Source organism: Polaromonas sp. YR568 (genome assembly GCF_943372955.1).
In the GTDB taxonomy this organism is placed as follows: domain Bacteria; phylum Pseudomonadota; class Gammaproteobacteria; order Burkholderiales; family Burkholderiaceae_C; genus Polaromonas.
The window spans coordinates 1-19,760 of the sequence record NZ_CALSAL010000006.1 but is presented as its reverse complement, the minus strand read 5'-3'; the positions used below and the strand labels follow the sequence as shown (position 1 = coordinate 19,760).

Sequence of the window (19,760 nt, the reverse complement as noted above, 5' to 3'; positions counted from 1 at the left end):
TCGTGTCAAAAACAGAGGCTTCGGCCGCCCCCGTCACCACTTCACGTCAGACCGCTTTGACACCTGCAGGTTCCGCAGCCCTCCTGGATGGGCGCCGCATCCAGACGCGCCGCTCGGGCGTGCATGGCAAGGGGGTGTTTGCGCTGCAGGACCTGGCCGAAGGCGAGACCCTGATCGAGTACGTGGGCGAGGTCATCAACTGGGAAGAGGCGCTGCGCCGCCACCCACACGACCCCAAGGACCCGAACCACACCTTCTACTTCCACATCGACGAAGACCATGTGATTGACGCCAAGCATGGTGGCAACTCGTCGCGCTGGATCAACCACAGCTGCAAGCCCAATTGCGAAGCCGACGAAGAAGGCGGTCGCGTGTTCATCAAGGCGCTGCGCAACATCAAGGCCGGTGAAGAGCTGTTCTATGACTACGGCCTCATCATCGACGCCAAGTACACCAAGAAGCTGCTGGCCCAGTACCCCTGCTGGTGCGGCGCGAAGAACTGCCGCGGCACGCTGCTGGCGCCCAAGGACAAGGATGACAAGAAAAGCAACAAGAAAAAGAAGAGCGATAAGAAGGCCAAGGCGGCTGACAAGGTGAAGAAAGCCGAGAAGAAAGACAAGAAGGAAAAGAAGAAGTCCGGCAACAAGTCCAGCAGCAAAAAGAAAGACTAGAAAGACTGACTTCCCGGGCCCTTTGCCAGCGTGCAGCACGCCCTTCCCTATCCTTCCACCCACCCCACCGTGAGCCCCACGCCCGCCCCACCCATCCGATGGCCCGCCGAGGCGATCTGGGAGGCCGTGGCACCGGGCTTGCCCGGCTTCACCGTCGAGGTGCTGCCCGAGATCGATTCGACCAACACCGAGCTGATGCGCCGCCTCAGGAGCGCCGAGCCACGGCCCGAGCCCATCCTGCTGGTGGCCGAGCAGCAGACCGCTGGCCGCGGCCGCCAGGGCCGCCAGTGGCACAGCCAGCGTGGCGACAGCCTCACTTTCTCGCTCGGCCTGCCGCTGCAGCCGGCTGCGTGGTCGGGTCTGTCACTGGTGGCCGGTATCAGCGTTGCGGAGAGCCTGAATCCGCTGCCCGCCGGGGCGCCTCATGCTGAACACATCGGCCTCAAATGGCCCAACGATCTGTGGCTGTGCGGGCCGGATGGCGAACGCAAGCTGGGCGGCATTCTGGTCGAAACCGCGAGCTGGGACCAGCTTCGCTTTGTGATCATCGGCATCGGCCTGAACATTCGCACGCCGGCCTTGCCGCCTGCAGAGGCGCCGGGCAATGCTCCTAGCTCAATGGCAGCGCTGCCACCCGGCGCGCTCCAGGGCCTGCTGCCCGGCATCTCGGCGGCCGATGCCTTACTGCGCATCGTGCCACCGCTGGTGCAGGCGGTGCAGGCGTTTGCGCAGTTTGGTTTTGCCCCTTTCCAGTCCCGCTTTGCCGCGCGCGATGTGCTGGCAGGGCGCGCCGTGCAGCTCTCCGACGGCACGCAGGGAAGCGCCCACGGTGCAGGCGAAGACGGCGCGCTGCTGGTGCATACTGCGGCTGGCATGAAAGAAATCACCAGCTCTGAAGTCAGCGTCCGGCCTGTGCCCGCCGCTGCTGGCACATCCCCGAAAGCCCGGCCGTGACACTGCGGCTGCTGGTGCTGGTGCTGCTGCTGGCCAATGGCGCTTATTTCGCGTGGGCGCGGGGCCTGCTGGCCGATTACGGCTTTGAGCCCAGCACGCAGGCAGAGCCGCAACGCCTCGACCAGCAGATCCAGCCACAGGCCATGCGCCTCTTGACGCACGCCGAAGCGCGCCAGATCGAGAATGCCTCGGTGGTCACCACGGCCGCACAGCCTGCCACCGAATGCCTGCAGGCCGGCCTCTTCAACGAACAGCAAACCGGGGCGCTCCGCCCGCTGCTTGAAACCAGCCTGCCCCCGGGCAGCTGGGCGCTGGAGAGCAGCGTGGAGCCGGCGCGCTGGATCATTTACATGGGCAAGTTCGCCAGCGACGACGCGCTGGGCAGGAAACGCAGCGAGCTGAGGCAGCTCAAGGTGTCTTTCGAGTCGGTCACCAACCCGACCCTGAGCCCGGGCCTGTCGCTCGGCCAGTTCAGCCAGAAGGCCGAGGCCGACGCAGAGCTCGCCAAAATCGCCACCCGCGGCGTGCGCACCGCACGTGTGGTGCAGGAGCGAGCCGAGGTGCGCGGCCAGGTGCTGCGCCTGGCCAAAGTGGACAGCGCGCTGAAAGCCCAGCTTGAAACGATCAAGCCTCAGCTTGAAGGCAAAGCGCTACAGGCCTGCAGATAAAGAGCCCCATGCCATAGAGGGGTGGAGCCGGGCGTATCCTTCGACAGGCTCAGGACGAACGACATTCAGTGGGCATCCGTGGGTCAATGTCTTCATCAGTGGAGCCGTGGAACCGGCTTTACCGGGCCACAGGCGGACGGCCCCCTCGGGGGGGCAGGGAGTTACGCGTAGCGAACGACCGTGGGGGCGTACCTAAACGGCTTTCCAGTGCCGCAGCGGTACGCACGTTTGTAAACGCGTCACCGCCTGGTCCATCAGCGCCGGGTGCAGCTCATGGCCCAGCGTAGCGGCGACATCGAAAGTCGCGTCGGCGCCCAGCGTCATCAGGTGATCGAAGTCGCTGCGCATGCGCGCCCAGGGCACCACCGCGTCGTTCCGGCCATGCAGCAGATGCAGCGTGGTGAAGGCAGGGGCTTTGGCCGGCCACACCGGGTAGCCGCCGCCAAACGCCAGCACGCGGCCCACCGTGCCGTCGTGCGCGTCGCTCAGTGCCAGGGCCAGGCTGGCACCCGCACCAAAGCCAGCGAGCGCGGTGTCGGTCTGCAGCACATCAAAGCGCTGCTGCTGCGCGCGCACAAACCCGGCCAGCCGTTGCACGCGCGCGGCCAGCGCCTCCGCGTCGTCGTCACCCGAAGCCAGCGCCACGGCCGGGTCGGCATGCTCGCCTGCCAACCCTTCAGGAATCAGCACGGCTGCCTCGGGGAAGGCGCCGCCCAGCACCTGCCCCAGTTCCAGCATGTCGGTGCCATGCCCGCCGGCGTCGTGCAGCAGCACGAACAATTGCCGGGGCGTGGCCACTGCAGGCAAGAGCTCGATGGCACCTAGCATCGGTGCATCTGCCATGGCAGCAGAGCCGGAAACACTCATCTCAGATCCTCTTTCGTTGGACTCATGACGCAACCATGGAGCAGCGCCGCAGGCAGTTTACCCATCCATGTCATGACACCTGAAGCCCGCAACGGGGTTTTCAACGGGTTGCTAAGATCATCCCCATCGCCGCAGGGTACCTCTCGGGGTGCGATGCGGCAACCTGATCCTCACCCCACACACCTTTTGCAGAGCCCCATGAAAATCGAAAAAAACACCGCTGTCACCCTGCGCTTCAAGGTGTCTGACGCCAACGGCAAGCTGATCGAAGAAAGCAAGGACCCGATGGTTTACCTGCACGGCGGCTATGGCAACACCCTGCCGAAAATCGAGGAAGCGCTGGAGGGCCAGGCGCCCGGCTACCAGACGGTGCTGGCGCTGGCCGCCGAAGACGCGTTTGGCCTGCGCGACGAGTCGCTGGTGCGCACCATCCCCCGCAGCCAGTTCCCGCCCGGGGTGAAGGTCGGTGGCCAGCTTGAAGGCCGCGGCGACGATGGCCGCGTGCAGATCTTCAATGTCACCAAGATCAAGGGCGACACCGTGCTGCTCGATGCCAACCATCCGCTGGCTGGCAAGGCGCTGCGCTTCACGCTCAAGGTCACCGATGTGCGCACCGCATCCGAAGAAGAGATTGCCCACCAGCATGTGCATGGTGAGCACGGGCATCACCATTAAAGCTCATGCCCGCGCCCCAGGCGACGGCAGACGGACATCACAGGCATGACGACATGACACCGCATACCCAAGCGACAGCGTCGCCGGTCCATGCGGTCCATGCCGTATACGGCGGCTATGACCAGGCCGGTCTGGACGCGCAGTACAACAACCAGCAGACCGTTGACAACTTCCGCAGCTACATTGCCCGCTACCGCGCGCTGAGCGATGAGGCCAAACGCACCCTGCCGTGTGTGGAGAACATCGCCTACGGCCCCTCACCCGATGAGACGCTGGACATTTACGGTCCGGCTAATGGCCTTGCGCCGGTGCTGGTGTTCATACACGGTGGCGCGTGGCAAGCACTGGGCAAGGACGACAGCGCTTTCATGGCACCGGCATTTGTGAATGCAGGCGCGTTGGTGGTAGCCCTGAACTTCGGCAACGTGCCAGCCGTGACTGTCGACACCATGGTCAGCCAGGCACGCCGCGCCGTGGCGTGGCTCGGGCAGCACGTGGCGGAGTATGACGGCGACCCACAGCGCATTTACCTCGCGGGTCACTCCTCCGGCTCGCACCTTCTGAGCCAATGCCTCACCGCAGACTGGCCCGCTTCAGGGCTGAGTCCCGGCCCCGCGATTCGCGGTGCGGCGTTCACCAGCGGTCTGTGCGATCTGGAGCCGGTGCGCCTGAGCTACCGCAACGAGCGACTGAAGCTCGACCAGGCCGCCGTGCAACGCCTGTCGCTGGTGCACCAGCGGCCGACCGTCCGTTGCCCCCTGATCGTGGCCTGTGCCGAAACCGACACCGCAGAGTTCAAGCGCCAGACACTGGCCACCGGGGACTACTGGCGCGCCCACGGCAACCCGGTCCAGACGTTTCAGATCGGCGGCAAGAACCACTACGACATGGTGCTCGACCTAGCCGACCCTGGCTCGGCACTGTTCAAGGCCTGTACCCGCATGATGTCGCTGTAGATGCACACTGGGCATCCGTCACCCTCACTTCTGTTCCCGCCTCTTCCGCCTCTTAATACCCAAGCCAAAGGACTCCCCATGAAGTTGTTGAAGACAGCACTGATGTCGACACTGTTGCTGGCTGGTCTGCACACCGCCAGCGCACAGACCCCCGCACCCTCCGCCGCGACCTACCCGAACAAGCCGCTGCGCATCGTGGTGCCCTACCCACCCGGTGGCGGCATTGATGCCATGGCGCGCATTCTGGGCGTGCAGCTGGGCCAGCGCTGGGGACAGACCGTCATCGTCGACAACAAGCCCGGCGCGGGAACCATCCTGGCGGCCGAGTTCGTGGCCAAGGCACCGGCCGACGGCTACACGCTCATGCTGACCACCGACGCCACCGTCACCATCAACCAGCACCTCTATGCCAAGCTGCCCTACGACCCGGTCAAGGACTTCGTTCCGATCACGCAGCTGGTCTTCCTGAACCAGTTGCTGCTGGCCCACCCCAGCGTGCCGGCCACCAACCTGAAGGAACTGATTGCCCACGCCAAGACCAGCCCCGGCAAGCTCAACTACGCGTCCTATGGCAGTGGCAGCCAGCCCAATCTGGCCATGGAGATGCTCAAGAGCCAGGCCGGCATCGACATTGTTCATGTGCCTTACAAGGGGATTCCGCAGGCCGTTCCGGCGGCGATCGCCAACGAAGTGCAACTGACTTTCTCCGGTGCGGCATCGTCGATGGCGCACCTCAAGAGCGGGCGCCTGAAAGCGCTGGCCATTGGCGGAAAAACCCGGCTTGGCGTGGTGCCTGATGTGCCCACGTTTGCCGAGCAGGGCTTCCCCGACATTCCATCGAACGCCTGGTTCGGCCTGTTTACGCCCGCCGGTACGCCACGCGACATCGTGCAGAAGGTGCACGCCGAGGTGACGCGTATCCTGAACGAGCCCGAGTTCAGGCAGCAGGAAGTCACAGCCAAGGGCTACGAGCTGGTGGCCAGCAAGCCTGAAGAGTTTGTGAGCTTCCTTGCTGCCGACAGTGCACGCAACGCACAGGCGGTTCGCATCTCGGGCGCCAAGGCCGAATAGGCCCTGGCAAAGATATCCAGAGCACACGCAACGATGGCCACCACCGGGGCACTCTGGCGCGGCTATGACCAAGCGGCGCTGGATGTTCAGTACAACAGCCGCGCCACCGTCCCGGGCTCCACCGACTTCACGGCTTTCATCCGGCAGTACGCAGAAAGCACCCGCGCCTGCAAGGCCAGCCTGCGCTGCATGGAAAGCCTGCGCTACGGCAGTGCCAGTGAAGAGCTGCTGGACATCTATCCCGCCGCGCAGCCGGGCGCCCCGGTCATGGTCTTTCTGCATGGCGGCGACTGGCGCTCACTGTCGAAAGAGGAAGCCGGCTTCGCGGCTGCGGCCTTTGTCGCTGCAGGCGTCACGTTGGTCGTGCCAGACTTTGCACTGGTGCCGCACACCACGCTCCCGGCCATGGGCGCGCAGGTCGGCCGCATGCTGGCGTGGGTGGCAGAGCATATCGGCGCTTACGGCGGAGACGCGTCGAGGATTCATGTGGCGGGACACTCTTCCGGCGCCAATCTGGTCGGGCAGCTTTTGACTGCCGATCCGATCCCCCACCCCATCAAAGGCGCGGTGTTCATCAGCGGTCTGGCCGACCTTGAGCCGGTTCGCCTGTCATTTCGCAACCAGAATCTGCATCTGGACCGGGCCACCGTGCTGCAGGCATCGCTCGCGCACCGTGTGCCGACCGCTTCCTGCCCGCTGATCGTGGCCGTCGGCGCACTGGAGACCGATGACTACCGGCAACAGGCGCGCGATACCGCCCACTACTGGACATCACACGGCAACCCGGCCGAGCTGCACGAACTGGCAGGGCGCCATCATTTCGACAGCGTGCTGGAATGGGCCGATGCCGACAGCCCGGTATTCAAGGCCACCCTGCGCATGATGGGGGTGCGATGAGCGCGTCCTCAGCACGTGAGGCTGAGTCTGCTGCTGTTGGCGAAGCCCGGCCTTTGTTGATGAAGCCCCGCGCTGTACCCCATGCCGTCAGCCGCCTGCGCACCGCCCGCCTGGCACGCAGCACCAAGCCCTTTCTGGCCCGTGGTGGCCCGCGCGGTGAGCGTTGTGCCGGTTGCCGTCTGGTGCCCAGCCACTGCCTGTGTGCCGTGCGGCCGGTCATGGCGGTGCGCGCAGGTGTGTGCCTGCTGATGGCCGACACCGAGCCGCTCAAACCGAGCAACACCGGCTGGCTGATTGCCGATGTGGTGGCCGACACCTTTGCGTTTGGCTGGGCGCGTACCGAGGTCGACCCGGCCTTGCTGGCCCTGCTGGCGGACCCGCAGTGGCAGCCGTATCTGGTGTTTCCGGGCGAGTTCGTGGCGGCTGAGCGGGTGGTGGCTGAGGTGCTTCACTGCAAGCCTCCCGAGCGCAAGCGCCCGCTGTTTGTGCTGCTCGATGCGACGTGGCCCGAGGCGCGCAAGATGTTCCGCAAGAGCCCTTACCTGAATCACCTGCCGGTGCTCAGCCTGCAGGGCGATCAGCTCTCGCGCTACCGGCTGCGCCGGTCGAAACGGCTGGTGGGGGAGCAGAGCCACTTTTGCACCTCGGAAGTTGCCGCACTGTGCCTGGAGCTGGCCGGGGAAACCCATGCGGCGCAGACGCTGGAGGCTTACCTTGATGTCTTCACCCATCACTACCTGCAGGCCAAACAACAGTTGCCCGTGGACACGGAGTGCGCCGCGCACCGGCGTTTGCGCGGCCTGCGCTCAGCGTTCGGGTCGCACGCGGGTAGCATCGGGGCATGACACAAGACAACCCGCCCAAAGACAGCACACCTCAAGACGCCGCTGCCGCAGCACGTGCCAGCGAGCTGAAGAAGATGGCGCTGTGCGACTCCTGCGCTGGCATTCAGCGCAACTGGCGCAAGGCACCGGGCCACCCAGAACTGGTGCAGGGCAACAACCGCCACGAAACCCGCCGCGGTGGGCTGGTTGCCATCACCAGCTACCGCTGTGACCGCTGCGGCACCGCGTGGGAATACGAGAACGACAAATCGAACCAGCAGGCGGGCTGGTCGGTGGTGGGGCGCTGAGCCAGACTCTGAGAGCGGCGGGGAATTGCTCACGGCCCTGCTGAATTGACGCGCAAAAATTCGGGCCCTTGGATGACAGCACCGGACACAGGGCAGGTGCAGCATCAGGTGCATGAGCGTCTTCACCACCCCCCTCACTTCTGACCTCCATCCCGCACTGATGCGGCGGCGAACCCTTCTGGCCACATCGGTTCAACTGGCGATGGGCGGCGCGGCCTCTGCTGCGCTTTTCAGCGCCCACGCGCAACCCAGCTACCCGGTGTCTGCAGAGCAACTGCAGCGTGCTGTGGACAGCCGCTTTCCTTTGACCTATCCGGTGCGTGGCATGCTCGACCTGAAACTGCAGGCCCCGCGCCTGCGCCTGCTGCCTGCGCAAAACCGGCTGGGTGCCGCATTGGATGTTGACGCTTCCGGCCCCGCGCTTCATCGCGCACGCTCCGGCCGCTTTGACCTTGACTTTGCGCTGCGCTATGAGCCGCGCGACCTGACCATACGCGCGCACCAGCTGCGGGTGAACACGCTGCAGCTCGACGGCCTGGCGGCCCAGCCGTCGGCACTGCTGGCAGCGTATGGTCCGGCGCTGGCAGAGCAAGCCCTGCAAGACGCGGTGCTGCACACACTGAAACCGCAAGACCTCGCGCTGCCCGATGGCATGGGCCTGCAGCCCGGCAGCATCACGGTGACGGCGCAGGGGCTGGTGATCGGGTTCGTGCCCAAGACCTGAGCGGCAGGCAGAAAGCAAAAAGCGACTGGCGCCCCCGTGAAAGGGCGGATCAGTCGCTCAGCCATCAGCAGGTCAGAGCGCACCGAGAGGCGCGCACTGACCCGACTGACCAGCGTTTACTTGGAGGGAACCAGCACCAGCGTGTCGCCGGTCTTGCCGGTCGCACCCGTGCTGCCAGTGCTGCCAGTGCTGCCCGTAGCACCGGTGGCGCCAGTGGCACCCGTGCTGCCGCTGTAGCCGGTCGCGCCGGTGGAACCGGTCGAACCCGTGGCGCCCGTGGCACCAGTCGGGCCGGGGATACCGACGCCTGCACCGGTGGCGCCGGTGGAGCCAGTGGCGCCCGTCGAACCTGTGGCACCGTCGGTACCAGACGCGCCCGCAGGGCCGGCCGGTCCAGGCACAGTCACCACGGCAGCGGGTGGGGTCACCACGGTGCGGTCACAGGCGGCCAAGCCCAGGGTGGCAATGGAGGCGGCAAGAATCAGGGGAAGGGAATAGTTCATGGGGGTCCTTTAATGGGAAAGCTGAGATGCGCCCGATATGGACGCAGGCAGTGTGTCTGCCTCGGCGATGGATCGCCCGAAAGAAGTTCGCGGGAGTTCAAAAGCTCGAATGACGACCTTAACCAGCCCGCGTCGCCCACCCTGTAGGCCAATCGCACCTGCGCCTGTGCGCCTATCTCGCCACCCGGCCTTCGTCGCGTGGTGCGGCGTCTGCCGTGCGAGGCGCTGCAAGATGCACCGCAAGGGGTTCACCAGACAGTTCGGTTTGCGCAAAGTCGGCGAAGCCCTGGGCCAGAAACTCGATGAGCTCGCGCACGGCTGGCAGCAGGCCGCGGCGTGACGGAAACACGGCGTGCACCACGCCTGCACGCGGGCGCCAGTCCGGCGTGAGGTCGACCAGCGTGCCTTGCTGAAGGTCTCGCCATACCATCATCGTGGGCAGCTGCACCACCCCCACCCCCTGCAGCGCGGCATGGCGCAGCGCCTGACGGTCGTCGGTGACCAGACGCGGGTGGTGTTCGATCTCCTGCACCACACCGCCGGGCCCGAGCAGGGCCCACACGTGCCGTCGATGGGGTGGCCCTTCGTCAAGACTGGGCAGACCGCTGAGCGCCTGAGGCTGCAGCGGGGCGCTGCGCTGGTGCTGCAACAACAAGGCCGGGCTGGTCACCAGCCGCTGCGTGCTTTCACCCAGCACGCGCATCACCAGATCGGTGTCTTCCAGCGGCGGAAAGCGCACTCGCAAGGCCACATCAAAGCCCTCGCCAATCACATCGACCCGCCGGCCTGTGCTTTCCAGCTGCACCTGCACCCGCGGAAAAGCCACCATGAAGCGGCCCAGCAACTGGCCGACCTGGTAGTCCAGCAGTGCCGGCGGGCAACTCAGCCGCACGATGCCCTGCGGCTCTGCGCGCTGCCGGTCTATGGTTTCCTGCGCGGCGTTGGCTTCGACCAGCATGGCGACGCAGTGGCGGTAGTAGTCCTGGCCGACCTCGGTCACTGCGAACTGGCGCGTGGAGCGCTGCAGTAACCGCACGCCCAGCCGCTCCTCCAGCGCGGCCACGCGCCGACTCAGTTTGGACTTGGGCATGTTCAATGCGCGGCCAGCGGGCGCGAAGCCGCGGCTGTCGACCACCTGCACGAAGTAGTAGAGATCGTTGAGGTCTTGCACCCGGTCATTGTTCCATATACAGAACGCTGAGTGTGTTTTTTGCCGTCTAGTGCACTCATCGTTCCTTGCATATCGTTGCAGCATGGCTTTCAGGTCCGCGCCACGGCCGGCCTGCACTGTCTTTCAAAGGAAAAGCTCGATGCTCAATCTGTTCGTTTTCAACTGCCAGCGGTCCGGCACCCACCGGGTGCCGCCCGCATCGCCCCGGGGAGCGGCCCATGGGCGCTAGAACCAGCGCCGCTGTTGCGGCCACGCTGTGGGGCTGCACATACATCGTGTCCACGGCGCTGCTGCCTCCCCATCCGTTCACGGTGGCGGCCGTGCGTGCCCTGGGCGGCGCTGCGGTACTGCTGCTGTTTGCGCGGCATCTGCCGCCCCGCCACTGGTGGGGCCGCGTGGTGGTGCTGGGCACACTCAATGCAGGGCTGTTCTTCGCGCTGCTGTTTGTGGCGGCGCTGCGCCTGCCCGGCGGCGTGGCCGCGATCTTTCAGGCGCTGGGCCCGTTGACGGTGATCCTGCTGGGCTGGGCCATCCTGCACGCCCGCCCGACGCTGTTGAAGATCACCAGCGTGTTGATGGGTGCGGCGGGCGTGAGCCTGGTGGTGCTCAAGGGCCCTGCCGCGCTGGACGTGGTCGGGGTGCTGGCGGCACTCGGTGCGGTGGCTTCGCTGTCGCTGGGCGGTGTGCTGATGAGCAAATGGGGCAAGCCACCGATGCCGCTGATCGCCTTCACCGGCTGGCAACTGCTGGTGGCCGGCGCGGAATTGCTGCTGCTGGCGCTGCTGGCCAATGACCTGCCCGCCGACATCACCACCACCCACATGGCCGGCTTTATGGCGCTGGCGGTGCTGCTCACCGCGATTCCGTTTGCGCTGTGGTTCAAGGCGATGGAGCGGCTGGGCGCAGTGACGATCTCGCCGTTTCTTCTGCTCAGCCCGGTCACGGCGTTCGTGCTGGATGCACTGGTCAAAGGGCTGGTGCCCACTGCGCTGCAGTTGATCGGCGTGGCGACGGTGGTCGCCGGCCTGCTACTCAGCCAGTGGACGCCGCGAGGCCGTACGAGCGCTAGCCGTACAAGCGTTAGCCGAGCCAGCCATCCCAGCCACGCGTTGCGTGAGCTTGAAACCGACCCCGCCAGACCTCAACTCCCACAAAGGGCTACGCTAGCCCGTCCAACGCACTGAAAGCGCCATCATGACTGTCACGAATTCCCTCCACCAGCCAGCAACCGCCCAGGCCGGGGCTCCGAAGAGCCCAGTCATTCAGGTTCAGCCCCTGGGCTTCCCCTGGCCGACCATCGACCCTTTCCTGTTCTGCGTGTACCACGACGATGCCTACCCGGCAGGCAATGGCCAGCTCGCGCCCGCCGCGTCGCTGGCGGGCCGGCAGATCGGCCAGGACTTCAGCCGCAAGGACGGCTGGAGCATGTACCACGGCCAGAGCGTGCCCGGCTTTCCGCCGCACCCGCACCGCGGCTTTGAAACCGTGACCATCGTGCGCAAGGGGCTGGTGGACCATTCCGACTCGCTGGGCGCGGTTGCGCGCTTTGGCCGAGGCGATGTGCAGTGGCTCACCGCTGGCAGCGGCATCGTGCACTCGGAGATGTTTCCGCTGCTCAAGCAGGACGAGGCCAACCCGCTAGAGCTGTTCCAGATCTGGCTCAATCTGCCGGCGGCCTCCAAGATGGTGGCGCCGCACTTCACGATGTTCTGGTCGCAGGACATTCCGCGCATCACTTGGGCAGACGCTGCCGGGCGGCACACCGAGGTGGCGGTGATTGCAGGCACGCTGAACGATGGCGGAACCACCACTCGCGCGCTGCCCCCACCGCCCGACTCATGGGCCACCGCGGCCACCGCCGACGTGGCCATCTGGACACTTCGCATGGCGCCGGGCGCGCGCTTCACGCTGCCTGCGGCAACAGGCGACGGCACGCGGCGCCAGCTGTACTTTTTCAAGGGCGCTTCGGTGCAGGTGGGCGGTCAGGCCGTGAAGGGCGCCTGCGCTGTCGAGCTACGTGCAACGCAAGACATTGAACTCGTCAACACCGGCGAAGTGGAGGCCGAGCTCCTGATGCTGCAGGGCCGACCGATTGCCGAGCCGGTGGTGCAGTACGGCCCCTTTGTGATGAACACCCAGGCCCAGATCGCGCAGACCATGGCCGACTACCAGCGCACGCAGTTCGGTGGCTGGTCGTTTGACGACGAAGCGCCGACGCATGGGCACGACCCGGCGCGCTTTGCGAAGCACCCCGACGGGCGCGAGGAGCGGCCCGCCGAAGTGCCCGGCGCCTGACGTAGGTGCCAGCTTACTTCGCCGCTTCGCCCAGGCGGCGACCCAGCGACAGCGCATAAGGCGCAGGCCGTGCCAGCAGCACCGGGTCAGCCGAGGGCTTGATGCCTGCTGGCAGCACCAGCGGATTGAAAGTGATCTTGTCGCAGGCCGCCATGGTGGCGGCATCGACTTTGTCCAGCACCAGCTTGCCGGCGGTGACGACTTTGCGGCTGTCAGGCCAGACGCGGGTCGGGTCGGTCAGCTGGTCGCCCGCTTCTGCGAGCTGCAGTTTGAAGTCAAAGCTCACCGGGCCGGAAGCGACACGCTTGGTGAACTCGTCAGCCAGGAAGTTGTCGGGGAAAGTCTTGAGCTGCTCTTCGGTCAAACCGACATCACCGGCAGACGGTGCGAACTGCCAGCGCACGAACTGGCTCTGGCCGCCGCGGCTCACCATCTCGAAGGCGTTGGTGCTCCAGTAGTTGACGGTGGCATAGCTGGCCGGAATCGGTGCCTTGGCGAGATAGGCGCCTTGCAGCGTGGTCTCGGGGTTGGCTTCGTTGAAGGCTTTCAGCTTGTCGGCATCGGGCTTGCCGGTGGCCGGGTCGGGCGTGCGCACCTGCAGGAAGGGCGCGAACTGCTCGGGCTTGCTGACAAAATACATCGGCGCCGAAATGTTGGCCATGAGCCACTGCTCGCCGTTTGGCAGGCTGAACTGCAGCGCCAGACCGCGCACCGAGCGGCTCTTGTCGCTGGCCTTGGGGTTGCCGCCACCGACCGAGAAGCGGGCAATCACTGGCACGCGGTCACCGTTGAACACCGCGGCGCTCGACAGACCGCGCCCGGTGGCATCACCGACAAAATAACCAGCGGCGCAGAAGCCCTTGGCCTGCGAGCGGCGCGAGCCGGCCTGCTTGCCGAACAGGCCTTCCAGCGCATTGACCTGCGCCTCCGGCAACGAGGTTTGTGCCTGGGCGGCAACAGGAATGAAGGTGCCGCCGAAACCGACGGCCAGCAAGGCGAGAAGCAAATGATTCATGGGTGGACCTTTGTTGAGTTGGACTGATACCGAACATGAGCAACACCCCGAAGGGCGCGTGTGACAGCTCTGCACGTGAGTCGACCCGGGTCCAGTTTCCTTACACCGCCTGATTTGACCGATTGATTTTTCAGATCACACGGTATGGCCACATCAACGCGTGCGCAGGTCCTTCGCCCATCGTGATTGACTGGACGTTGCGGTGCCCAGCAAACGCTTCGCCGCTGCGACACTCTGGAAAAGTGCCTTGTGAGTGCCTTGTGAAGGCGCCCTGTACCTGACGCTGTAGAAAAGCGCGATCTGCCAGTCACTGAACCGGCAGATGCCCGGTCTTGACCAGGATGGTGCAGCCTTCCTCGGTGAACGGCGTGTGCTCGCTCAGGTGCGGGCCACGAATCCAGGTGCCCGCCGGGTAGCGGCCGTGGTCGTCTGCGAACACACCGTCCAATACAAAAATTTCCTCACCCCCAAAATGCCGGTGCCGGTTGAAGTAGGTTCGTGGCGCCCACCGCACCAGCGCCGTGTTGGTGGTTCCAAAGCTCCACAGCGGGAGCACCGACAAGCCGCCGACCATGCCGGGAAACCATTGCGCGGCAGCGGTGTTGACGACCACGGGCGTCGAGTCGTCGGGGTCCAGCTGGCGCAGCTTCACAAACAGTTTGCAACCGCCCACCGACCCCGGCGCATGAGAAGACCCGTCGGGGTTCTTGATGTAAGTGCCCGGACCGTAGCTTCCCGACTCATCGAAAAAGTCTCCCTCCAGAACCAGAATCTCCTCGCCCAGCGGATGACTGTGGCTGGTGAACCGGGAGCCGGCTGCGTAGCGCACGATCGATGTCGCCTGCGCGGCTTCTTCGCCGACGCGGTGCAGCAACTGCCGCTCGATGCCCGGCACGGGAGAGGCCACCCACGGCAAAAGAGCGGTGTTGACAACAACGCGTTGTGAGAAATCTGAATGGAGTTGCATGGAAATTGAATGAAGAGGTCGACGGGTTGGGAGGTATTCAATTTTTCACGGGCGTGACCAGTGCCGCCGTGGCGCTGTGCGCGGAGCCCGGCGTAACCGGTGCATCCAGCGCAGGCGCGATCTCGCGCTGCTGCTGCATCAGGCGCGCCGTCAAGCGCCATGCCACGGCGATGGCCAGCAGGCCGAACAGCGAGGAGCCGACCGCCTGCCCGATCAGCACGCCGCCGGGGCCATAGTGCGAGCCCCAATAGGCGAACGGAATCGTGCCCAGCGTGGCACGGCCCCAGTTGAACGCCGTTGAGAGCAGCGGGTAGCCGAGGTTGTTGAAGGCGGCGTTGGCCACAAACAGCGCGCCAATGAAAAAGTAGCTGACGGCAATCGCCGAGCAGAACAGGGTGATGAGCTCTGCGGCCACGCCTTCAGCCGAGAAGGCATGAATCAACGCACCCTGCAGCAGGGCCAGCAGCAGCCACGCAATCGCCACCGCAATGCCCATGAACAGCAGGCTGGCACGCAGGCCTTCACGCACGCGGCCGAGTTGCCCGGCACCCAAGTTTTGCGCCAGGATGGGCCCAACGGCACCGCTGAGGGCATAGATGAGCCCGAAGGCCACCGGGCTGACGCGGTCGATGGTGGCAGCGCCCGCCACCGCCGACGGACCAAACTGCGCCATCGAATGCGTGACGAACGCCGCAGCCACAGGGGTGGCCAGGTTGGTCAACACTGCGGGCCCAGCCACCTGCATCAGGCGTTTGGTATCAGCCCCCAGGCGCGGCCACTCCAGCGGGCCCAGCATGCGGTGGCGCACCACGACGCCATGCAGGCCGACCAGCGCCAGCGCCATGCGCGAGACCACCGAGGTGATGGCAGCGCCATCCAGGCCGAGGTTCAGGCTGAAGATCAGGATCGGATCGAGCACCGCCGTGGTGATGGCCGCCATCAGCGTGACCATCATGGCGCGGCGCGCATCGCCGACCGACCGAAGCAGCGCGGCGCAGGCCATGCCGATGCCCAGCAAGGGCAGTGCGTGCACAGTGACTGCGAGGTAGCGCTCAGCAAAGCGCGCCACCTCGCCCTGTGCGCCCAGCGCCTGCAGCACGGGCGCGAGAAAGAACGCCGTGCCGCTGCCCACCACCACCGACACGCTCGTCATCACCACCAGGCTGGAGGTGGCCAGACGGCGCGCATCACCACTCGCGCCGCTGCCAATGGCGCGCGAGACCACGGCCGCGATGCCAATCGTCAGCCCGATGCAGATCGACGCATGAAAAAACCCGACCACGCCGGCGAAGCCCACGGCAGCAGCAATCGCCTGCTCGCCCAGCAACGAGATGTAGAACAGGTTGATCAGGTCCACCGCAAATACAGCAATCAGGCCGATGGCGCCGGTGCCGGCCATCACCAACACATGCCGCATCAGCGAGCCAGTGACAAAGCGGGCTGGGGGCGCCGGGCGGCTCACAGCACCTTCCCGGGCATCATCGGGCGCGATGCGCCGGGGCTGGTTGCGGTGCTGAAGACGAGGCGCATGGCGGCATTGTGGCGCAAGCCGATTGAACCCGCAGCGGCATGGTCAAGCCGCATCAGCAGGGGCGTGGCTTCTGGTGCGGCCACAAAAATGCGCCCCGCAGGGCGCTTTTGAAAGAACACGGAACGCGCTTGTTGAGCGGGCTTACTTCGCAACGACGCGCACCATCTCCAGGCACTTGTTGGAGTAACCCCACTCGTTGTCGTACCAGGCGACGACCTTGATGAAGGTGGCGTCGAGGGCGATGGACGCGCCAGCCGCTTGCGCGTGAGTGCGCTGGGGACCGCATCAAGGCGTGGTTGAGGGGGAGGGTGAGAGGGAAGTCGGATGAGGTGGCGGGGCGGAGGGGTATTGGGGGGATTGTGGGTGCATGTCGGAACGCCTACTGTTGCGCCGAAGGTCGCACGGGTGTGGCCGTTGGTGATGCAACCGTTGAATGAGGTTCGCTGTGGGGCGAGTAAATATTCGATTCGCCTCACTCTTTAGTAGCCGCCTTGTAGCGATTACGGTCGGTCGGCAGAGGGCGCCGAGTTAACGGTCACTGCTCCGATACGGGCCCTGAGTCCCCCTGCTATCCGCGCCAAATGACCTTGGTTTGCGCCACGTGGGTGTTGCAGACGGCACCGCGGCACGCTTCAGGTTCGCCGCCAATGGCAGGCCAGACGCTCCCAGGGAGGAGCTGCTGCCGATGAGGGCTTCTTTACCTTAAAGTCGCGGTATGTTGTCGTCTCACGGTTCTTTCCTGGCAGCCCTGACAAGTCTCTCCAAGGACCAGATCAAGCAAGCTGGGCAGCGGTACACACCAGGCGTCGATCCGAACGCGCCGAACCTCCGGATCGAATCACTCTTCACCGCCATTGAGAACGTCGCTTGCGGCGCGGCGGCGCTCACACGGTTTGAAGGTGTCCTGGAGGCGTTCTCGAAGGCCTGGGACAGCGCCAAGAACTGCAGTCAGCGGCGCGACGCGATTCAAACGCTGACAGACGAGACGCGTAAATTCTTGCCCTCGATCATGAGCCGATTACGTGCGAGGGATGCGCGGGCGGCGGACGAGTGGTCTGAGCGACTTGGGCGCCTTCAATCCGATCTTGAAGCTGATATGGATCACTGGCGCGCCGAGGACGCCAAGTTGTCGCCGACTACCGGGGATGGCGGCTACTCCTCAGAACGTAATACCGTCCGCGGCAATATGAGCTCCATCGGACGGTGTTTGGGCGTCGTGCGAGACGAAAGAGAATTCATTCAGAGCGCAGCGTTCAAGGTCCTATTCGACCCGCTACTGCTGGTCAGCGGCGAGTGGGGCACGGGCAAGACGCACCTGCTGTGTGACGTCACGCAGATGCGGATCGCGCGAGGCCAGACCACCGTTTTGGTACTTGCCAAGAACTTCGAAGGGCGTGTCGTCGCCGAGATTTGCGGTCGCATCGAAGCAGGGCGCGGTGAAGACGAGATTTTTGACCGACTTCAGGCGCTGGCCGACGAGCGAGGGGAGCGCGCAGTCGTCATCGTGGATGGCGTCAACGAAGGACGTCGGCGGGAGTGGCGCGAAGCTGTAAGCACCCTTCAATCCCTCGTTGCATCGCGCCCAAGTGTCGGGTTGATCGTCACGTGCCGGACACCATTCGAGTCAATCGCGATCGAGCACAACAACTTGGACAAGTTCCACAAGGTGACGCACCTTGGATTCGACGATCAGGAGTTCGATGCCCAGGCAGCCTTCTTCGAGTATTACAGCCTTCCGCTGCCCGAGGTGCCGCTGCTTGACCGCGAGTTCTCGCGGCCCCTAACGCTGAAGTTAATTTGCCTGTCGCTGCAGAACCTCACCGGCAAGAAGTTGGCCAAGGGATTCGCTGGGATTGCTTCCGGACAAAAGGGGATGACCTTTGTGCTCGAATCGTTCGTTAAGCGCATCGGTGAGCCGATCGAAGGTGAGTTCAGCCTGGGCGCCAAGGGATGCTGGTTCCTGCTGAAGGGCAGCGATCAAATCGTCGACAAACGTCTCGCCGGATTCGCTCCATGCATGGCGGTCAACTTGCGCGGCTATGTTCGGCCCGCCGAGGCGGACCGCATCATCGCGGCAAATTACCCAGCACTGAAGCCGGCGCAGCGACGTCAACTTCTTGAGACACTGCGCACGAATGGTCTGATCGAAGAAGATGCGATTTGGTACTCGTCCCGATCCGAGTTCAAGTCCCGCATCGTCTTCCGCTTGCCTTACCAGCGCTTCAGCGACCATTTGGTCGCGCGGCACTTGCTGAAGACGCACCTAGACGTGTCTTCGGCGACCACGATCAAGCGCAGTTTCTCGGCCAAATCGCCGCTCGCCCGAATCTTTCGGATCTCGAGCCGCTATCAGAGTGAATACGCAGAGCCAGGCTGGGCGCAGGCACTGATCACCGAATTTCCAGAGCGTGTGGGCACGCGGCTGCCGGCCAAGGAGCGTGAGCTGTTCTTCGTGTTGCCCAAACGAGCCCAGAATCTGGATGCGTACTTCAACCCGTTCATCGAAGGTATGTTCTGGCGCGATCCGGCGGCGTTTACCGAGGGAACACGGGCTGTTATCAATCAGTATTTGAACGCTGGGGTTCAAGCATGGGAGCGAGTGGTTGACGCACTGGCTGCGGTCTCCACCAAACCGAAGCACCCGTACCACGCCCGGCGCTTGTATGACTTCCTTGCAGGCTTCCCGATGCCGGATCGAGATCTGCAGTGGTCCGAATACCTTCGACGGCGTTACGCCTCACCCACCATTCACAGGCTGCTGACGTGGGCACAGAAGCTGAGTACGGCGCACATGACCCCGCAATCCGCGAGGGAGCTTGTCATCCTGCTCTCGCTCGTTCTCACGACCGTCAACCGCGCTGACCGCGATATTGCGACCAAGGCGCTCGTATTGATTGGTGAACGGTTTCCCGACGTGCTTTTCAGCCACCTTGAGACGAGCCTTGCGTTCAATGACCCGTATTTGCCGGAACGGATGCTGGCGGCCGCCTACGGAACAACCTTGTCGCTGGTGGACTGTGAAAATGCCGCGTCGTTTCGCCCTGTGCTCGGGCCGCTCGCCGAGACGCTGTACTGCAAGATGTTCGCACCCGGTGCGAAGTACGCAACCCACCACACGCTGATGCGAGACTACGCGCTGGGGATCATCGAGATGGCGCAGCGCGCGAAATGCGTCGTACTTCCGAAAACCGCAAGCCGTAACCTCGCCATGCCCTATCCGAACACGCCTTCGACTTTTACAAGCAAAGGCACACCTGATCCGAAGGTGGAAGAGGCCATCGGTAACGCGATCCAAATGGACTTCGGCAACTACACGATTGGACACTTGATCCCGCAGCGCTCGAACTACGACGACAAGCATCCGGGCTACGTGCAGGTCCGCGCGAAGATCAAACGTCGCATGTTCGACCTGGGGTATCGCGCGGAGCGCTTTGAAAATTCTGATCGCGAAATCGGAAACACCTCCTGGAATGCACGTGACGAGGACAAGGTGGACCGGTACGGTAAGAAGTACTCGTGGATCGCATACTTCGAAATGTGGGGTGAGCGCGAGGCTGCGAGGAAACTGCCAGATTGGCGCCTCGGCGAGAGGACGTCCGACTGCGGCGTGGATCCAAGTTTCCCCAAGCGCCCACCCCAATGGTCGCCGCCGATCCCCGACCT

General features: G+C 64.6%; 20 protein-coding genes and 1 pseudogene. 13 read left to right on the top strand and 8 right to left on the bottom strand.

Features of this window, described 5'->3' with window-relative positions; all coding sequences use genetic code 11:
* The first annotated feature begins 56 nt into the window (after positions 1 to 56).
* From AAG793_RS13985 to AAG793_RS13975, 3 genes are all read left to right on the top strand, one after another.
* On the top strand, positions 57 to 671 hold the full coding sequence (locus AAG793_RS13985; protein ID WP_341909319.1) for an SET domain-containing protein-lysine N-methyltransferase: 615 nt from the start codon (positions 57 to 59) through the stop codon (positions 669 to 671).
* Positions 672 to 740: 69 nt separating this feature from the next.
* Positions 741 to 1,625, top strand: coding sequence for a biotin--[acetyl-CoA-carboxylase] ligase (locus tag AAG793_RS13980; protein WP_341909183.1), 885 nt, complete (start codon positions 741 to 743; stop codon positions 1,623 to 1,625).
* Complete coding sequence (locus tag AAG793_RS13975; RefSeq protein WP_341909181.1) at positions 1,622 to 2,293, top strand: SPOR domain-containing protein; 672 nt, start codon at positions 1,622 to 1,624, stop codon at positions 2,291 to 2,293. Before AAG793_RS13980 ends, AAG793_RS13975 begins: the two co-directional genes overlap by 4 nt.
* Positions 2,294 to 2,485: 192 nt before the next feature.
* Here the strand turns inward: AAG793_RS13975 and ypfH are convergent, their stop codons facing one another.
* Positions 2,486 to 3,160, bottom strand: coding sequence for an esterase (gene ypfH / locus AAG793_RS13970; RefSeq protein WP_341909179.1), 675 nt, complete (start codon positions 3,158 to 3,160; stop codon positions 2,486 to 2,488).
* Between the two features lie 198 nt (positions 3,161 to 3,358).
* Here ypfH and AAG793_RS13965 point away from each other — a divergent pair, with 198 nt between their 5' ends.
* The 7 genes from AAG793_RS13965 to AAG793_RS13935 all read left to right on the top strand — a co-directional run bounded on the left by AAG793_RS13965 (position 3,359) and on the right by AAG793_RS13935 (position 8,615).
* On the top strand, positions 3,359 to 3,835 hold the full coding sequence (locus AAG793_RS13965; RefSeq protein ID WP_341909177.1) for a peptidylprolyl isomerase: 477 nt from the start codon (positions 3,359 to 3,361) through the stop codon (positions 3,833 to 3,835).
* A gap of 53 nt (positions 3,836 to 3,888) precedes the next feature.
* Positions 3,889 to 4,791: an alpha/beta hydrolase gene (locus tag AAG793_RS13960; protein WP_341909175.1), complete on the top strand. Its 903-nt coding sequence runs from the start codon at positions 3,889 to 3,891 to the stop codon at positions 4,789 to 4,791.
* 78 nt (positions 4,792 to 4,869) lie between these two features.
* Positions 4,870 to 5,862 (top strand): tripartite tricarboxylate transporter substrate binding protein, encoded by a 993-nt coding sequence (locus tag AAG793_RS13955; protein ID WP_341909173.1) that lies wholly within the window; start codon positions 4,870 to 4,872, stop codon positions 5,860 to 5,862.
* A 33-nt stretch (positions 5,863 to 5,895) separates the two neighbouring features.
* Entirely contained in the window at positions 5,896 to 6,759 is an 864-nt protein-coding gene (locus AAG793_RS13950; RefSeq protein ID WP_341909170.1) for an alpha/beta hydrolase, read from the top strand.
* A 59-nt stretch (positions 6,760 to 6,818) separates the two neighbouring features.
* Positions 6,819 to 7,604, top strand: a complete 786-nt coding sequence (locus tag AAG793_RS13945; protein ID WP_341909317.1) for a tRNA-uridine aminocarboxypropyltransferase — start codon at positions 6,819 to 6,821, stop codon at positions 7,602 to 7,604.
* Positions 7,601 to 7,891, top strand: a complete 291-nt coding sequence (locus tag AAG793_RS13940) for a hypothetical protein (protein WP_341909168.1) — start codon at positions 7,601 to 7,603, stop codon at positions 7,889 to 7,891. Before AAG793_RS13945 ends, AAG793_RS13940 begins: the two co-directional genes overlap by 4 nt.
* Before the next feature lie 112 nt (positions 7,892 to 8,003).
* The gene (locus AAG793_RS13935; protein WP_341909167.1) at positions 8,004 to 8,615 is read left to right on the top strand and encodes a DUF1439 domain-containing protein; all 612 of its coding nucleotides are present in this window, start codon (positions 8,004 to 8,006) and stop codon (positions 8,613 to 8,615) included.
* A gap of 116 nt (positions 8,616 to 8,731) precedes the next feature.
* Here the strand turns inward: AAG793_RS13935 and AAG793_RS13930 are convergent, their stop codons facing one another.
* The gene (locus AAG793_RS13930) at positions 8,732 to 9,118 is read right to left on the bottom strand and encodes a collagen-like protein (RefSeq protein ID WP_341909165.1); all 387 of its coding nucleotides are present in this window, start codon (positions 9,116 to 9,118) and stop codon (positions 8,732 to 8,734) included.
* Positions 9,119 to 9,290: 172 nt separating this feature from the next.
* Positions 9,291 to 10,289: a LysR substrate-binding domain-containing protein gene (locus AAG793_RS13925; RefSeq protein ID WP_341909162.1), complete on the bottom strand. Its 999-nt coding sequence runs from the start codon at positions 10,287 to 10,289 to the stop codon at positions 9,291 to 9,293.
* Positions 10,290 to 10,507: 218 nt separating this feature from the next.
* On the opposite strand from AAG793_RS13925, the gene AAG793_RS13920 reads away from it, so the two are divergent.
* Positions 10,508 to 11,473: a DMT family transporter gene (locus AAG793_RS13920; RefSeq protein ID WP_341909160.1), complete on the top strand. Its 966-nt coding sequence runs from the start codon at positions 10,508 to 10,510 to the stop codon at positions 11,471 to 11,473.
* Positions 11,474 to 11,483: 10 nt separating this feature from the next.
* Positions 11,484 to 12,584 (top strand): pirin family protein, encoded by a 1,101-nt coding sequence (locus tag AAG793_RS13915; RefSeq protein WP_341909158.1) that lies wholly within the window; start codon positions 11,484 to 11,486, stop codon positions 12,582 to 12,584.
* 13 nt (positions 12,585 to 12,597) lie between these two features.
* On the opposite strand, the gene AAG793_RS13910 is transcribed toward AAG793_RS13915, so the two are convergent.
* The 5 genes and pseudogenes from AAG793_RS13910 to AAG793_RS13890 all read right to left on the bottom strand — a co-directional run.
* Positions 12,598 to 13,599: a catalase family peroxidase gene (locus AAG793_RS13910; protein ID WP_341909156.1), complete on the bottom strand. Its 1,002-nt coding sequence runs from the start codon at positions 13,597 to 13,599 to the stop codon at positions 12,598 to 12,600.
* A gap of 307 nt (positions 13,600 to 13,906) precedes the next feature.
* Complete coding sequence (locus AAG793_RS13905; protein WP_341909153.1) at positions 13,907 to 14,566, bottom strand: cupin domain-containing protein; 660 nt, start codon at positions 14,564 to 14,566, stop codon at positions 13,907 to 13,909.
* 37 nt (positions 14,567 to 14,603) lie between these two features.
* The gene (locus AAG793_RS13900; RefSeq protein ID WP_341909150.1) at positions 14,604 to 16,028 is read right to left on the bottom strand and encodes an MATE family efflux transporter; all 1,425 of its coding nucleotides are present in this window, start codon (positions 16,026 to 16,028) and stop codon (positions 14,604 to 14,606) included.
* On the bottom strand, positions 16,025 to 16,216 hold the full coding sequence (locus tag AAG793_RS13895) for a hypothetical protein (protein ID WP_341909146.1): 192 nt from the start codon (positions 16,214 to 16,216) through the stop codon (positions 16,025 to 16,027). Before AAG793_RS13895 ends, AAG793_RS13900 begins: the two co-directional genes overlap by 4 nt.
* 22 nt (positions 16,217 to 16,238) lie before the next feature.
* A pseudogene (locus AAG793_RS13890) lies at positions 16,239 to 16,352 on the bottom strand (type I glyceraldehyde-3-phosphate dehydrogenase); the annotation flags it as partial.
* Between the two features lie 460 nt (positions 16,353 to 16,812).
* Between AAG793_RS13890 and AAG793_RS13885 the strand changes: the two are divergent.
* A partial coding sequence (locus AAG793_RS13885; protein WP_341909142.1) for a hypothetical protein occupies positions 16,813 to 19,760 on the top strand: 2,948 nt, incomplete at its 3' end.